The sequence below is a fragment of the Corynebacterium propinquum DSM 44285 genome (assembly GCF_000375525.1).
Lineage (GTDB): Bacteria > Actinomycetota > Actinomycetes > Mycobacteriales > Mycobacteriaceae > Corynebacterium > Corynebacterium propinquum.
In genome coordinates, this window is record NZ_AQXC01000002.1 from 187,023 (window position 1) to 202,731 (window position 15,709).

At 56.7% G+C, this 15,709-nt stretch carries 13 protein-coding genes; 7 read left to right on the forward strand and 6 right to left on the reverse strand.

Annotated elements, in window-relative coordinates; all coding sequences use genetic code 11:
• Positions 1–38 precede the first annotated feature (38 nt).
• From B142_RS0102900 to B142_RS11680, 4 genes are all read right to left on the reverse strand, one after another.
• Positions 39–1,331 (reverse strand): glycosyltransferase 87 family protein, encoded by a 1,293-nt coding sequence (locus B142_RS0102900; RefSeq protein ID WP_162138196.1) that lies wholly within the window; start codon positions 1,329–1,331, stop codon positions 39–41.
• A complete protein-coding gene (gene ilvD, locus B142_RS0102905; RefSeq protein WP_018120050.1) occupies positions 1,324–3,165 on the reverse strand; it encodes a dihydroxy-acid dehydratase in 1,842 nt (613 codons plus the stop codon). The genes B142_RS0102900 and ilvD overlap by 8 nt, the downstream gene beginning before the upstream one ends.
• Positions 3,166–3,254: 89 nt before the next feature.
• On the reverse strand, positions 3,255–3,830 hold the full coding sequence (locus B142_RS0102910) for a PH domain-containing protein (RefSeq protein ID WP_236588361.1): 576 nt from the start codon (positions 3,828–3,830) through the stop codon (positions 3,255–3,257).
• Positions 3,831–3,862: 32 nt separating this feature from the next.
• A complete protein-coding gene (locus B142_RS11680; protein WP_018120052.1) occupies positions 3,863–5,101 on the reverse strand; it encodes a mechanosensitive ion channel family protein in 1,239 nt (412 codons plus the stop codon).
• A 301-nt stretch (positions 5,102–5,402) separates the two neighbouring features.
• Between B142_RS11680 and B142_RS0102920 the strand changes: the two genes are divergently transcribed.
• The 5 genes from B142_RS0102920 (at position 5,403) to serA (ending at position 11,664) form a co-directional block, all read left to right on the forward strand.
• On the forward strand, positions 5,403–7,289 hold the full coding sequence (locus B142_RS0102920) for an acetolactate synthase large subunit (RefSeq protein ID WP_018120053.1): 1,887 nt from the start codon (positions 5,403–5,405) through the stop codon (positions 7,287–7,289).
• A gap of 2 nt (positions 7,290–7,291) precedes the next feature.
• The gene (gene ilvN, locus B142_RS0102925) at positions 7,292–7,807 is read left to right on the forward strand and encodes an acetolactate synthase small subunit (RefSeq protein WP_018120054.1); all 516 of its coding nucleotides are present in this window, start codon (positions 7,292–7,294) and stop codon (positions 7,805–7,807) included.
• A gap of 110 nt (positions 7,808–7,917) precedes the next feature.
• The gene (ilvC, locus tag B142_RS0102930) at positions 7,918–8,931 is read left to right on the forward strand and encodes a ketol-acid reductoisomerase (protein WP_018120055.1); all 1,014 of its coding nucleotides are present in this window, start codon (positions 7,918–7,920) and stop codon (positions 8,929–8,931) included.
• On the forward strand, positions 8,918–9,877 hold the full coding sequence (locus B142_RS11685) for a hypothetical protein (RefSeq protein ID WP_155860918.1): 960 nt from the start codon (positions 8,918–8,920) through the stop codon (positions 9,875–9,877). Before ilvC ends, B142_RS11685 begins: the two co-directional genes overlap by 14 nt.
• 206 nt (positions 9,878–10,083) lie before the next feature.
• Positions 10,084–11,664: a phosphoglycerate dehydrogenase gene (serA, locus tag B142_RS0102940; RefSeq protein WP_018120057.1), complete on the forward strand. Its 1,581-nt coding sequence runs from the start codon at positions 10,084–10,086 to the stop codon at positions 11,662–11,664.
• A gap of 2 nt (positions 11,665–11,666) precedes the next feature.
• Here serA and B142_RS11690 read toward each other — a convergent pair whose 3' ends face one another.
• Positions 11,667–12,884 carry an aminotransferase class I/II-fold pyridoxal phosphate-dependent enzyme gene (locus tag B142_RS11690; protein ID WP_018120058.1) on the reverse strand — a complete coding sequence of 406 codons (1,218 nt, stop codon included), beginning with the start codon at positions 12,882–12,884 and terminating at the stop codon, positions 11,667–11,669.
• A complete protein-coding gene (locus B142_RS0102950) occupies positions 12,881–13,606 on the reverse strand; it encodes a 6-carboxyhexanoate--CoA ligase (protein ID WP_026167786.1) in 726 nt (241 codons plus the stop codon). The genes B142_RS11690 and B142_RS0102950 overlap by 4 nt, the downstream gene beginning before the upstream one ends.
• A 108-nt stretch (positions 13,607–13,714) precedes the next feature.
• Between B142_RS0102950 and B142_RS0102955 the strand changes: the two genes are divergently transcribed.
• Together B142_RS0102955 and B142_RS0102960 are read left to right on the forward strand one after the other, a co-directional pair.
• Positions 13,715–14,632 carry a hypothetical protein gene (locus B142_RS0102955; RefSeq protein WP_018120060.1) on the forward strand — a complete coding sequence of 306 codons (918 nt, stop codon included), beginning with the start codon at positions 13,715–13,717 and terminating at the stop codon, positions 14,630–14,632.
• Positions 14,633–14,679: 47 nt separating this feature from the next.
• On the forward strand, positions 14,680–15,699 hold the full coding sequence (locus B142_RS0102960) for a 3-isopropylmalate dehydrogenase (protein WP_018120061.1): 1,020 nt from the start codon (positions 14,680–14,682) through the stop codon (positions 15,697–15,699).
• Positions 15,700–15,709 lie beyond the last annotated feature (10 nt).

A 15,709-nucleotide genomic window follows, 5' to 3' on the forward strand; every position in this document is an offset into this window, starting at 1 on the left:
CCAACTCTTGCGGTTCTGGTTCTGGGTGCACCGCGTGCTTACATATCGGCGGGTGCGTGGTGCTCCGGGGCCTGGTGGTGCAGACGTCTACGGTCCCGAGCGCCGGACAATTCCCAGCCAAGGATAAGCAGGGTGGCTAACCCCAGCCAGACAAAATCACTGATAAGCAGCTTCGGCCAGAAGCTGAGCGCGTGTACGTCGATGGCGTCGCCGTACCACCACTTGGGTGGCTGCTCGAGGAAAACCAAGACGGAAACCCAGGCACCGACGACTACGGTGAGAGCATAACTACGCCATGTCAGGGCTCGCCAGAACCATACCGGGACGGCGACGGCCAGCCAGACCCAGTGGTGGGACCACGATACCGGCGAGATCAGGAGCATGATCACTGCGTTGATAAGCCAGGCGTCGACAAGATAGCCACGGCGTAATAGCTGGACCATGAGCCAGGCGCCACCGGCAATCGTGAGGATCACCAGCACTGCCCACAGTGCAGTGACGAGATTTCCAGAGTCTTCCAATGCCTGCTCGCTGGTGAACCAGCGCTGGATCATTCCGCGCCAGGAGCTATTGGATTGGTATGAGGTGTTTACTCCGAAATCGCCGCCGGAGCCCATTCCTAGCAGACGCGCACCGTAGAACTCCCAGGTGGCATCAAAACGCACGAAAGCTGCCAGCAGGGTTGCCAGTGCCGCAGAAGCCCCCGCTGTGATAATCGCGCGGATGTCTTTGCGCACCAAGAAATACAACAGCATCGCCAGTGGTGTGAGCTTGATGGCTGCTGCGATGCCGATCAGCCAACCCTGCGGAAGTGTGCGCTTCCGGGGAACTAGATCGAGTACCACCAGCGACAGCAAAATGACGTTGATCTGGGCAAAACCATGATTGAGCTCGACGGGTTCGCTGATCAATGCCAGCGCCCAGCTGGTCGCGGCGGCAGGCAACGCCCAGCGGCTATTCTGCAGTAGCCAGCGCCAGACTAGCCAGAGACACAACAGCAGTAGCGCATTAGAAATCGCAATGACAATGCGCCCAGCCAGGGTGTCATCAATACCCGGAATCACATTCAGCGGTGCCATAAACAGCGCGCCGAAGGGTGGATAAATAAACGGCAGCGCAAGATCCCCGGCGAACATTGGCTCGGAGTACATCTCGCGGCCGTGTAAAAACGCGTCGACGCCTTGCCGGTAAATCACCATATCCACCGGCGATGTCGTCTCAGCGATGCGATAAATTGTGGCAGCCAGCCCCGCAAGTAGCCCGATGATGGTCAGCATAGGGGCACTGTGAGGGGCACTGAGCTGCCGCAGCGCAGCGTTCGTGCTAGTCAACTTGGCGTACGGCCCCTTTATCTGCGCTGGTGGCCATCTTGGCATAAGCACGCAATGCCTTGGTGACGGTGCGTTTGCGTTCGGTTGGGTGCCAAGGTTTCTCGCGGTTTTCCATTTCTTGCCGACGACGCTCGATCTCCGCATCGTCGAGCTCCAAAGTCAAGCTGCGTTCCTTGACGGAGATGCGGATGGGGTCCCCGTTTTTAATGAGACCGATCAGCCCACCAGCTGCGGCTTCGGGGGAAATATGGCCGATAGACAAACCGGAAGTGCCGCCGGAGAAACGGCCGTCGGTGATCAGAGCGCACTTTTTACCCAGTCCGGCGCCTTTCAAAAATGACGTCGGGTGCAACATTTCTTGCATCCCAGGGCCACCTGCGGGTCCTTCGTAACGGATCACGACGACTTCGCCTGGTTGTACCTCACGCTTAAGAATCGAGCTGACGGCTGCTTCTTGGGATTCGAGCACACGCGCTGGACCGCTGAATTCCCACAGGCTTTCGTCCACACCCGCGGTTTTCAGCACTGCGCCATCTGGTGACAGGTTGCCACGCAGAACGACCAAACCGCCGTCGGCAGAATGAGCGTGCATGACATCGTGGATGCAGCCGGTTTCGGCGTCGGTATCTAGCGATTCCCAGTGGTTCGTGCTGGAAAATGGCTCGGTGGTACGCACGCCACCGGGCGCGGCATAAAACAAATCTTCGGCATCGGTAATGGCTTTGCCGCCGCGGATATCCCAGTCATTGAGCCAGCCATCCAGGGTGTCGTACTGCACGGTGTGTACGTCTTCGTTGAGCAGCCCTCCGCGTCGCAGCTCGCCCAGGATCGCGGGAATGCCACCTGCGCGGTGGACGTCTTCGACGTGGTAGATGCCGTTGGGTGCGACCTTCGACAGACACGGCACCTGGTGCGAAATCTCTTCGATGTCGTGCAGGTCAAAATCCACCTCACCTTCCTGCGCAGCCGCCAAGGTGTGCAGGATTGTGTTCGTGGAACCACCCATGGCCATATCCAGCGCCATGGCGTTGCGGAAGGCGTTTTTTGTGGCGACATTACGAGGCAGCACGGAGTCGTCCTCGTTGCCGTAGTAGCGCTCGCACATATCGACGATGAGCTGGCCAGCTTTTTCGAATAGTTTTTGGCGTGCCTGGTGCGTAGCCAGTGTGGTGCCGTTGCCGGGCAGGGACAACCCGAGTGCCTCGGTCAAACAGTTCATCGAGTTTGCGGTAAACATGCCGGAGCACGAGCCGCAGGTTGGGCAGGCGGATTCTTCGATTTTCGTCAGCTCGGCGTCGGAAACCTTGTCATTGGCGGATGCCGAAATGGCGTCGACAAGATCCGACGAGGTCTGTGCGACACCGTCAACGACGACGGCTTTACCAGCTTCCATCGGGCCACCGGAGACAAACACGGTGGGGATGTTGAGGCGCATCGCCGCATTCAGCATTCCCGGTGTGATCTTGTCGCAGTTGGAGATGCATACCATCGCATCAACGGTGTGGGCGTTAACCATGTATTCCACGGAATCGGAAATGATTTCACGCGAGGGGAGAGAATACAGCATGCCCGAGTGCCCCATGGCGATGCCATCGTCAACCGCGATGGTGTTGAATTCCTTTGGTACTCCGCCTGCTTCACGCACCTGCTCGGCGACGATATCGCCGACGTCTTTCAAGTGGACGTGCCCGGGAACGAACTGCGTGTATGAGTTCACGATCGCGACGATTGGTTTGCCGAATTCGTTGTCGCGGGTGCCGGTGGCACGCCATAAAGCGCGCGCACCTGCTGCATTACGACCAACGGTCGTGACTTTCGAGCGAAGAGGATACACTTGTGCGTCTTTCTGATTGGATTGTGATTGGCGATACTGTAGGGAATAGCAGATATAGAGAGTCAGACGTCAGAGTCAGCAGTCGGATTTTATCCGCCGTTATCGCGGGAGCCACGGCGCGGTTGTGGCCGTTGGTGTTTGTGGGATGCCGGGTGCGATTCGTAATGCTGGGCGGCAACACCGTCGTATTTTTCAAATTCCTCACGCGTCATCATGATGCGTTGGCCATCGCGGTGCGTGATCACGACTTTGTCGTCGGCGGCTTCTTTTCCTTCGGTGAGTACGTCGCGGATGCGCCCGTGGGATGCTGCTTCCAGTTGGGGAAGCGACTGGAAGGTCACTCCGGGCAAGTTGTGTTGCTTGCCGTCCTTGGTGCTGGCAAATACGCGGGCGCGTTGAAATCCGATGCCCTGGAAATCATCCCAATTAATGAATACATCGGACTTAAAAGCGTAGGTGATGGCAATACCTGCTGCAGTAACTGTGGTTTTCGCGCGCACGGTCCAGTAGATAAAAGCTAGTGGGAATATTAATAACCAGCCAAGCACGAGTGGGGCCCAAGCGATGCCCATGATTGCGATACCGATGATGAGTACAGCGGCAATGATGTGGGTGCGCTCTGGGCGGAAACTTGTGCCCTGGGCAGGTTGTTCTGCAACACTCATGGCGACCATGCTACGGGATGAATGAAAAATCTTTAATTCGTCGATACCTTCAACGTCGTTTCCGTGGCTGGCGGTGCTAGTGGGCCGTGGACCAATTCACCATCGATCTCGATACTTGAGCCAAGTACTCGCACGACGAGCAAGGCAATAAACAACAGGGACAGCCCCGTCGTCGATGGGCGCAGGTTGCCGTTGAAAGAAAATAGCTTGCCGACGAGCGTGCGCGGGTCAAACCTGCGGTAGTGCTCGGAATCCTGGGCGGTTAGCTCTGTGATTTCTTGGCTGTTTTCTTCCGGGGTGTTGGTACCTAGCGAAATGTCGACCCACGGGTTTTCTGTATAGGCACCTGAGGTATCGGTGTTGTTGGTGCCGGAGGGGTTTTCTCGCAGCGAGATTTCGCCTTGCAGGTCGCCGCTGATAGTGGGGGCTGAGCCGTATTCGCTCCAGAATTCCTCCATAACGGAGAGCCGGATGGCGCGTTCGACCATCCATTGCATGCCTGCTTCGGTCAAAATCATGGCGCGGATATTGACCGTCCAGGGCATCCCGACGACTGTCGGCGGATTGACGCCATTGCCGACGGCCGGGTGGATCTCTAATTCGCCTTGTAGCACTTCAGCGATCTCTGGCACTTCTAATGCACGCTTGGTGGCTTTTTCGAATCTTTCGACGGCTTGCCACGGGCTTTTGACTTCCAGCAGTGGCACCGGCATGACGACGACGGCAGAAGACCAATAGTGCGAGTGGTTGATGCACACGCGTGCGGTCGAGTTGGGAATGATGATGGTTTCTTCATTCAAGGTGCGGATGCGGGTTGCTCGCATCGTGACCTGAATGATGGTGCCTTCGACTTCGATGCCGTTGCCTTCGAATTTTACCCAGTCGCCGATGCCGTATTGCTTTTCCGAAAGGATGAAAAACCCGGCCAGGAAGTCCGCGATGATCGATTGTGCGCCCAGACCTACTGCAGCTGAAGCTGCGGTGGCCGGGATTGTGGCTCCTACCAGAGAAAAGCCGAGTTGTTGGAGGAAAAAGACGAACAGCACAAAATAGGCGATGAGTTGCACGATATAAATCGCTACGCCTGCGACGGCCAAGGAAGATTTAGATTCATCAAAATCAGCGATGCGTTGTGAACGGTGTTGTGACCAGCGGTGGGCCAGGCGTCCCGCTCGTGGAACCAGCAGCGCGGCGATGAAAAGTAACGCGAAATCTACGCCGCGTTCGATCGACCAGCGCCAGATCTGTTCCAGCACGAAATCTAGCGTCATGTCGGGTAATTCTAGACTCCACGGACGTGCTGTTGTGAGCCAGATGGGGGTGAAATCGAGTTTTCTCACACCGTTGTGTAATGTAGGTCTCGTGATCAACGAGATTCGACTTCAAGTAGTAGTGCCCTAGGGGGCGTGCCCGAACGGGACACACTTGCAGCCGTATTAACGCACGCCTCCGACAGCACCCACCACAGTGCACATGTCGGGGGCTTTTGTTGTGAGAGGACCGCAATAAAACACCGCAGCTTTGCGCCCTCGCCCTGATCACCCGAGCGTGAAACAGAAAAATCTTGATGGAATGGAGACCCACAACGTGTCGGCCACAAACCAGCCCAGCCCGTCGGCAGGTGCTTCCGCCGCCGGTTCGAATGCCGCTAGTGTGCGCATGATCGGTGCAGAAGCCATCGTGAAGACCTTGGAAGACCTCGGTACCGATATTGCTTTTGGTATTCCGGGCGGTGCGGTGCTTCCTCTCTATGATGCGCTGTACAACTCACAAAAGCTGCGTCACGTGCTGGCTCGTCACGAGCAGGGCGCTGGCCATGCCGCAGAAGGCTATGCACAAGCAACTGGAAAAGTCGGTGTCATGGTCGCAACCTCCGGCCCTGGCGCGACGAACCTGGTCACCCCATTGGCGGATGCCATGTTGGATTCCGTCCCTGTTGTGGCTATCACCGGACAGGTGGGCTCGAAAATGCTGGGTACGGATGCTTTCCAGGAAGCTGATATCCGTGGTGTCACCATGCCGGTAACCAAACACAATTTCATGGTGACTCACGTCGAAGACATTCCAGAGGCAATCGTCGCCGCTTTCCACCTGGCCTCGACGGGACGTCCAGGCCCGGTTCTGGTAGATATCCCGAAGGACCTGCAGGTCGCCGAGATGGATTATGTCTTCCCGACGACAGTGGACTTGCCAGGCTATAAGCCGGTGACTAATCCGCACCCACGGCAATTGACGGCTGCAGCAGACCTGATTTCGAGGTCAGACAAGCCAGTGCTGTATATCGGTGGTGGTGTCATCAAGGCTGAAGCCCACCGTGAGCTTCGTGATTTCGCAGAATATACCGGTATCCCGGTGGTCACCACATTGATGGGCTTGGGGTCGTTCCCGGATTCGCATGAGCTGCACATGGGAATGCCCGGCATGCACGGTTCCGTGCCAGCTGTGGCTGCTCTACAGCGTTCCGATTTGCTGATTACCGTTGGTGCGCGTTTTGACGACCGCGTGACAGGTGATACGTCTACCTTTGCCCCGGATGCCAAAGTGATTCATGCTGATGTAGATCCAGCAGAAATTGGGAAAATCCGCGCGGTGGATGTGCCCATCGTCGGCGATGCTCGTGAGGTGCTGCTGGGGCTGCTGCGCGCATTCCAGAACAATTCTTCCCGTGCTGTCCGTGATTTGACTCCGTGGTTGACTTATCTTCGTGGCTTGCAGGAACGCTTCCCGCGCGGCTATGACGAACAAGAAGATGGTTCGCTGTCGCCGCAATTTGTCATCGAGCAATTGTCGAAGGCTGCCGGCCCTGATGCGGTCTACGTTGCTGGTGTGGGACAGCACCAAATGTGGTCGGCACAGTTCCTGGATTTCGAACAACCGCGGTCGTGGCTGAACTCGGGTGGCTTGGGAACGATGGGTTATTCCGTCCCGGCTGCGATGGGTGCGAAAGCTGGCTGCCCGGACAAGGAAGTCTGGTCGATCGACGGTGATGGCTGTTTCCAGATGACTAACCAGGAGCTGACGACCTGCTTCATGGAAGGCTTCCCAATCAAGGTGGCGCTGATCAACAACGGTAACTTGGGCATGGTGCGTCAATGGCAAACCCTGTTTTTCAATCAGCACTATTCCAATACCAAACTGAAAAAAGAAAACAGTGATTACGTCCCGGATTTCGTCGGTTTATCCGAAGCGATGGGCTGCGTTGCGCTGCGGGTGACTAAAAAAGAAGATGTGGCACCCGCTATTGCGAAGGCGCGCGAGATTAACGATCGCCCTGTGGTCATCGATTTTGTCGTCGGAGAAGACGCGCAGGTATGGCCGATGGTGTCCGCGGGTGCATCCAACTCCGATATCCAGTATGCAAAGGACCTGCGTCCGCTTTTCGACGAAGATAACTCTGCAGGGGAATCGCCTGCAGAAATCCACGAGACCGTGCAAGAGCACCCGGAACAGGAGAACTAACCATGGCTGAAAATGAGACCACCCGCCACACGTTGTCTGTCCTGGTGCAGGACGTCGACGGTATTATCTCGCGCGTCGCGCAGCTGTTTACCCGTCGTGGTTATTCGCTGATTTCTCTAGTTTCCGGACGCACCGAAAAATCAGGTATTAACCGATTGACTGTGGTTGTGGATGCAGATGATGTCGTGATCGAGCAGGTTACCAAACAGCTGAATAAGCTGATTGAGGTTCTGAAGGTCGTTCGGCTGGAAGATGCGCAGGCGATTGCGCGCCAAATCATGCTTGTCAAGGTCTCTGCGGATGCGTCGAACCGCCCGCAAGTGGTGGATGCTGCGAATATATTCCGTGCCCGGATCGTGGACGTGGCAAAAGAATCTGTGGTCATTGAAGCCACGGGCACTTCGGGCAAGCTTCGCGCGTTACTCGATGTACTGGAGCCGTTCGGGGTGCGCGAGCTGGTTATGGGTGGACGTATCGCCTTGGCGCGCGGACCAAAGACGATGGCACCAGGAAAATAACTCGAAATCTCATACAGTGACTTACCTGTCCCATACCGTGATACACACTGTGGTAAATTGAGGGCGGGCTAGGTGCTTATTACTATAGAATCCGTAAGAAAGGATCTGTTATGGCTATTGAAACTTTTTATGATGATGATGCGGACCTGTCGATCATCCAAGGCCGTAAGGTAGCCATCATTGGCTACGGTTCCCAGGGGCATGCCCACGCGCAGAACCTGCGCGATTCCGGCGTTGAGGTTGCCATTGGTTTGCGCGAGAACTCCAAATCGCGCGCCAAGGCAGAAGAGGCTGGTTTTGAAGTCAAGACCAACGCGGAAGCTGCCGAGTGGGCAGATGTCATCATGGTTCTGGCGCCTGATACCGCTCAGAAAGACCTCTACAACAACGAAATCGCCCCTCACCTGAAGGATGGCGACGCTGTCCTGTTCGGTCACGGTCTGAATATTCACTTCAAGCTGATTGAGCCAGCCGACAACATCACCATCGGTATGGTCGCACCGAAGGGGCCTGGTCACCTGGTACGACGCCAGTTTGCAGACGGCAAAGGTGTACCGTGCTTGATCGCTATCGAGCAGGATCCAAAGAAGGAAGGCCACGACCTCTGCCTGTCTTATGCTGCAGCCATCGGTGGTGCTCGCGCGGGCGTCATCCCAACCACCTTTGAAGCGGAAACTGTCACTGACCTGTTCGGTGAGCAGGCTGTGTTGTGTGGCGGTACGGAACAGTTGGTCAAGACTGGTTTTGAGGTGTTGGTTGAGGCGGGCTATGAGCCGGAAATGGCGTATTTCGAGTGCCTGCACGAGCTCAAGCTGATCGTGGATCTGCTTTTCGAAGGTGGCCTGACCAACATGAACTACTCGGTATCTGATACTGCTGAGTTTGGTGGTTACCTGTCCGGCCCTCGCGTGATCAACGACGAGACCAAGCAGCGCATGAAGGACATCCTGAGTGATATTCAGGATGGTACCTTCACCAAGCGTCTCATCGACAACGTGGAAAATGGCAACAAGGAGCTGGAGGATCTGCGTAAGGAGACCAACGAGCACCAGATCGAAACCACCGGTGCTAAGCTGCGTGACCTGATGAGCTGGGTCAAGAACCCACTTGATGCCACGGCGTAACCCTAGCTTGGCGGTAACAGCTGTTATCGCCGCAAGCGGCATGGTGGTCGCTTCATGCAGTTCGGTGCAGCAAAACTTTGAATCGCGGCCGTTCGAAAAGACCACCGCCGCCGTACCCACTTCAGTTAATCAGGCCAGGTCAGAAAACCTGAACCGCTTCGTCGATGACGCATATCCCAATAAGGTGCAAATCATCGCCGAAGATTACGGATTGGACACTGTGCGAGAATTCTTTGCACAGTCACGCACCCTGATCGTGGTTGAAAATCGTGCTGGTGCGATTGCCCGGGGCGCCTCCATCGCCATTGCACAATACGCGCCAGTGGTGATTTATGATCGCAGCGTGCACCGGGATATCAACGAATTGATTGCTGATCTCAACGTGGAACGTGTGCTTACCGTCGGCAGGGTGGGAATTGCTGATGCCAAGGGTGCAGTGGAGGTCTTTAACGATCCCGGAACTGACCAAGCCTTAGCTGATTTCACCGCGCATGAATTTGAACAAATTGAAGTCAAAGACCCGGCTAACCTCGTGCACGCGCTGTCGCAGTTAACGCCGGGAGGTTCGCAAGAGGTCGTCGCTACCTGGGACCCATTGGAAACCCGAGAGCACGATAAGCTTCCGGCAGTGTACGCGCAATCGCGTCGTGACAAAGAAATGGCCCCGGTGATGGTGGCCACGAATGAATCACCAGCTATTTCGGTGGCCAATGCTACGGCGTTCGGCGCCAAGGTACGCGTGATGCCGAATCCCGATCCGACGCAGAACTCTGAGTCGCTGTCGATGGTGGCAGGTCTTGCCGACGGCCCGCTGGTTGCTTTCGGGCGTCAATTCGGCACGGAACGCGAATTCGCTCATCAAATTCGGGTCGCGGAGCTTTCCGCACAACGCGCTGAAGATACCGCGAAATCCGAGAAGAAGACCTCTAAGGCGAAGTCTCTCTAAGATCAAAGTTTTCTTCGGCTAAGTCTGCGGACCGCTTACTCGGCACCCGGTGCACACCACAACGGGCGCTGTGCGGCCACCAATCCGCGAATTTTAATCCCGGTAGAGCTCGTAGCATCGAGCCTACCGGGTTGTATAATCCAAACCACATCCCAAGTTCATAGCAACTCTATTCAACCCAACATCTTTTGCAGGAGAGTATTTCAGTGACCAAGCCGGTGGTTTTAATTGCAGATAAGCTAGCCCAGTCCACGGTTGACGCCTTGGGCGATGCCGTCGAGGTGCGTTGGGTCGACGGGCCAAATCGAAAAGAGCTACTGGCTGCTGTGGGTGAAGCCAATGCACTGCTCGTGCGTTCGGCAACAACCGTGGACAAGGAAGTCCTCGAGGCTGCACCAAACCTCAGCATCGTCGGCCGCGCGGGCGTGGGCTTGGATAACGTCGATATCGACGCTGCCACCGAGCGCGGTGTGATGGTGACAAACGCTCCAACCTCGAACATCCATTCGGCTTGTGAGCAAGCGATTGCACTCCTGATGGCCACTGCCCGTCAGATTCCTGCTGCTGATAAAACTCTGCGCGATGGCGAATGGAAGCGCTCTTCGTTCAAGGGCGTCGAAATTTTCAATAAAACCATCGGTATCGTCGGCTTTGGCCACATCGGCCAGCTATTCGCCCAGCGCTTGGCCGCATTCGAAACCGAAATCATTGCCTATGACCCATACGCAAACCCGGCGCGCGCTGCGCAACTCGGTGTGGAATTGGTGGGCTTGGATGAGTTGATGTCGCGGTCTGATTTCGTGACTATCCACCTGCCAAAGACTAAAGAAACCGCCGGCATGTTTAATGCTGAGCTGTTGGCGAAGGCGAAAAAGGGGCAGATCATCATCAACGCGGCTCGTGGTGGCTTGGTTGATGAAGCTGCGTTGGCCGAATCCATCAAATCCGGCCACCACCGTGGTGCTGGTTTCGATGTTTACGAATCTGAACCATGCACTGATTCGCCGCTGTTTGACTTGCCAGAAACCGTCGTTTCGCCGCACTTGGGTGCGTCCACCGTGGAAGCGCAGGATCGTGCAGGCACTGACGTTGCTGCGTCTGTGTTGAAGGCCCTGCGTGGTGAATTCGTTGCCGATGCTGTCAACGTTTCTGGTGGACGTGTCGATGAAGAAGTCGCACTGTGGCTCGAGTTGTCGCGCAAGCTGGGTGTTGCTGCTTCGCGCTTGCTCGATGGCGCGCCAGTGTCATTGGAGGTTACCGGTTGTGGTGAGCTGTCGACCGAAAAACTTGATGTTCTAGGTCTGTCGGCTGTCCGCGGTCTGTTTAGCGGCGTCACCGATGAGGCCATTACCTTCGTGAATGCACCGCAGGTTGCTGAGCAACGCGGTCTGCAGATCAACGTGGATAGCCAGACTGAGTCCGCATATCACCGTTCGTCGCTCCAGGTGAAAGTCGTCAACTCCAATGGCGAGTCGGCCACCGTAGTTGGTGCGCTGACCGGTACGGAACGTATCGAAAAGATCGTGCGCATCGACGGCCGGGGCGTCGACATGCGTGCGGAGGGACGCAACCTGTTCTTCCAATACACCGACGTGCCTGGTGCCTTGGGAATTGTTGGTACCGAGCTGGGCAGCGCCGGCATCAACATTGAGGCTGCTGCTTTGACGCAGGCAGCTAAGGGCGATGGCGCAATTCTGATTCTGCGTGTGGAAGCGGAAGTACCGGCGGAGCTGGAGAAGACGATTGCAGACAAGCTGTCTGCAGAATCGTTCCAGCTGGTTTTCTAAAGTTAGTTTTTAGGCTTAGTCTTTGCGGCATCTCTGCGGCGCCATCCAAGGTTTTTGAGCGTTGTACCGAACTCGGCAATATCGTCGAGTTCGAGCGTGGCCATCGCGGTAGCACGCAAGATGGCTTGCCCGCGTGCCACGGTGGGATAGCGAATAGCAGGGACATGAAAGCCGCGCTGGGCTAGGGCTGCTGCCAACTCCATCGCGGCAGATTCCGCGCCGACGGGCAGTGGAATAATCGGGGAGTCCGCGGAGACACTGTCACTACCGTTACTCCGGGTGCCGGCGATCGTGCGCAGTGCAGCGACTCGTTGTTGCAGGCGCACCACCGGGTGGTGGTCTGTCAGTGGCTGCTGAATGATGCGTAACGCTGCGGAGATGGCAGCACAATTGGGTGCGCTACACGCGGTGGAATACACATAGCCGCGCGCCTGATTGCGTAGCATGTGTGCCACCGGTGCTGAACACGCGGCGAAGCCGCCTTCTGCGCCGAGCGCCTTGCTCGCGGTGACAATCAGGATATCGGGGCGCGTGGCGTGTACCTCGATGGCACCGATTCCATGCTTGCCGACGGTACCGATGCCGTGCGCATCATCGATCATGAGCCATGCACCGTGGCGATCGCAGATCTCACGCAGCACAGCGAGATCCGCGATGTCACCGTCCATGGAAAATACTCCGTCGCTGACCACTAGTTTGTGTGGACTAGTGGATTTCGTTAGTTGTTGTTCAAGTGCGGCGTAGTCCAGGTGCGGGTAGATGCTTTTCTGCGCGCCGGAGGCCCCGGCTAGGCGGATACCGTCGATCAGACTGGCGTGATTTAAAGAATCAGAAAAGATCTGTAGATCCGGTGTGGCTAGTGTCTGTAATACGGAGATATTGGCTTGATAGCCGGTGGCAAACAGCACGGCGTCGTCAAAGTCCACAAACGCAGCGAGATCTTCTTCTACTCGGCGGTGCCAGGTGGTAGAACCCGTCGTCAAGCGGGAACCACCCGAGCCGGCACCGAAGGTTTCTAGCGCAGATCGGGCTGCAGCAATGACTTCTGGGTGGGTGGCTAGGCCAAGGTAATTCGACGACGACAACAAGATACGTTTGTCGGAGTGCCCGTGTAGTCGCGCTCGTCGGTCCTGCGGACCAGCAAATTCCACGGGGGTGCGTAACAACCCTTGCTGCTTCCAGCTTTCTAGCCGCTGGGTGGCGAGGTCGTTGAGCTTCATCCGACGATCACCGCTTGGTTTTCCAAGTACTCTGAAATTTCGGTGAGTGCGTGCTCGTCGGAGCGGTCAATAACGATCACGCGGGTTCCTTGGTTGGTGCCTGCGGCTTTCATATGCGGGATGCGGTGATACCGACCTTGCACGCAGGCATAGCCGGTGGTGTAGTCCGGGTCGTCCGAAATACAGATTTCTGCCACCACGTGCGGGCACGAGGCAACCTTTGCGGCGAGCACGCGCGCCTCGTGGACATAATTTTTATTGCCAGGTTGGGCTCTGGCGTCGAGGTCTAACGAACTGCGGTGATCCATCGTGCTGGCGCGCACCCCGCGGTGCATATCCGGTTCCACACGGTGCCCGGTTTCGGCATCGACCAGCATGGCCCCGCGCATTCCGGTCACGGTTTCCAAATAATTCCAGATGGTATCGCTATGCGGGGTGATCTCTGCGAGCAAATCCGTCACTAGCTCGCTGGCCTGGCTGGGGGTGGCACACAGTAATTCGGTTACGGTGAGTTCTGGCAGATAGATAATGTCGTCTGCCGCAAGTGCCGTGGTGGTGACCACGATGGAATCTGGGATCCCTTTCGGGTGACCCAGTGCGCGGGCGTGCAAGTTCTCGCTGACCTGGCCGACGAAGCGGGCAGGCACGATGCGTTCTGCCCCGGAAATATGGGCCCCGGCGCGGCTGGCTCGCATTTTGATGGAATACATGGTCTCCGGCATGGGTGTATTTTAAACCATCACGACGCGTGTTGCCCGCGTTTTAGGGCCGTGAACTGCATTAAACAGTGTTCAAGGGTGTGTAGTGGTGCCTGCTATTAGGCTGGGGCTATGGTTGAAGCACGTAACGAGGATCAAACAACCGGCGAACCTAACAAGGGCACGCGTGACGACGTGGGTGCTGGAGACGTGCGCGATAAAGACGTGCGCAATGGTGTTGGTAGTAGTGCAAGTGTGAACGCGCGAGTGCTCGCGATTTTTGATCCCACCGTCCTGCGTCCGGAGGAGGTGCGCGCTGTCGACATCCCACCAGCGGCTATCTCTGCTGCAGATGCAGGGCTCGGCCAGCTCAATGATTCCCTGCAGGTGGTCGTCGGCAAGCTCGGTGATATTACACCAGCACCCACAGTGACCGCCCTGCAACCGGGTCTCGCATTGGTAGCGCTTGCCCCGGAGCAGGAACCGACCGCGATGACCAGCATCTTTCAAGCGGTGATCCCGAAGGGACTGGGACTGGTGGATATAGACCGCGATACGATTTTGGCCTATGGCGATGACCTGGTTCGTTACCCCATGACCACGGCGCAGTACACGTTGGGGTGGTCTTCTCCTTCAGGGATGAAAGATGTACTGGCGGCGATTCAGCGGCAGCAGACTGATACCGCGTATTCACGCACGGATTATGTGAAAATCATCGATCGCAAGCCTGCGCACACCGCGCACGCCGGAAATCAGCAACCCGCCGATGAGTCCACGCAGGAAGCTGCAGCAAGTGGCAAGTCGCACTCGCAGTGGGATACCCAGCATTATATCCAGAGTTTTTATTCTGCTACCTCGGGTTCGGTGGGCACGCAGGGCAATATCATGGCTGAAGAAGGCTTCTGGATTGAAGTGCGCAACGGCGCCGCGGAGCTGCATTTTGGCATCGGGGGATTGGACTTACCGACGGCTACCGATGTCTTTCGTCGCTGGTTGGATGGTGAACGGAAGTTCCCGGATGTCGGGCAGTGGCAAAAGCTAATTATCTAGCGGGTACGCTAAGAGAAAACCGCATTTTTGAGAAAGGATACCACTGTATGAGACTCGCTGTTATTGCTGGCGACGGCATCGGCCCGGAAGTGACCGCAGAAGCCTTAAAGGTGCTGCAAGCCGTGCGTGACGACGTCGATGTCACCCATTTTCACCTGGGCGCAGACCGCTACCTGGAAACCGGCGATACGCTGACCGATGAGGATCTTGCTGCCTTGCGCGAGCACGACGCGATTTTGCTCGGCGCGATCGGAGATCCCCGCAAGGTGGCCTCCGGAGTATTGGAACGCGCATTGCTGCTGAAGCTACGGTTTGCTTTGGATCATCACGTGAACCTGCGCCCGTCGAAGCTGTACCCGACATCGACGACTCCGCTGGCTAATCCGGGCGAGATCGATTTCGTGGTGGTTCGCGAAGGTACTGAGGGGCTATATTGCGGAAATGGTGGGGTGCTGCGTGAGGGAACTCCGCACGAGGTGGCCAGCGAGGTTTCGCAAAACACCCGGTATGGCGTCGAGCGCGTTGTCCGCGATGCTTTCGAACGCGCCAATAATCGCCGTAAACATCTTACCCTGGTGCACAAGACGAATGTGCTGGTCAATGCTGGTGGTTTGTGGATGCGCACGGTACAAGAAGTCAGCCAGGAATTCCCGGATGTCACCGTCGATTATCACCACATTGATGCTGCCACCATCTACATGGTGACTGATCCTGCGCGTTACGACGTCATCGTCACTGATAACCTGTTTGGCGATATCTTGACCGACCTGGCTGGCGCAGTCACCGGAGGTATTGGGCTGGCAGCCTCTGGCAATATTGATGCCTCGGGTACCAACCCGTCGATGTTTGAGCCGGTGCATGGTTCTGCACCTGATATTGCAGGCCAGGGTGTAGCTGATCCGACGGCGGCGATTTTGTCGGTGGCGTTGCTGCTGCGACATCTCGGTGACGAAGATAACGCCAGCAAGGTGGAACAAGCTGTGGCCGCGGATATTAGTTCTCGTGGTAACCAGGCTATTTCGACCACCGAGGTGGGTGACCGCATCGCCGCAGCGGTGAATGCATAGGATAGTAAGC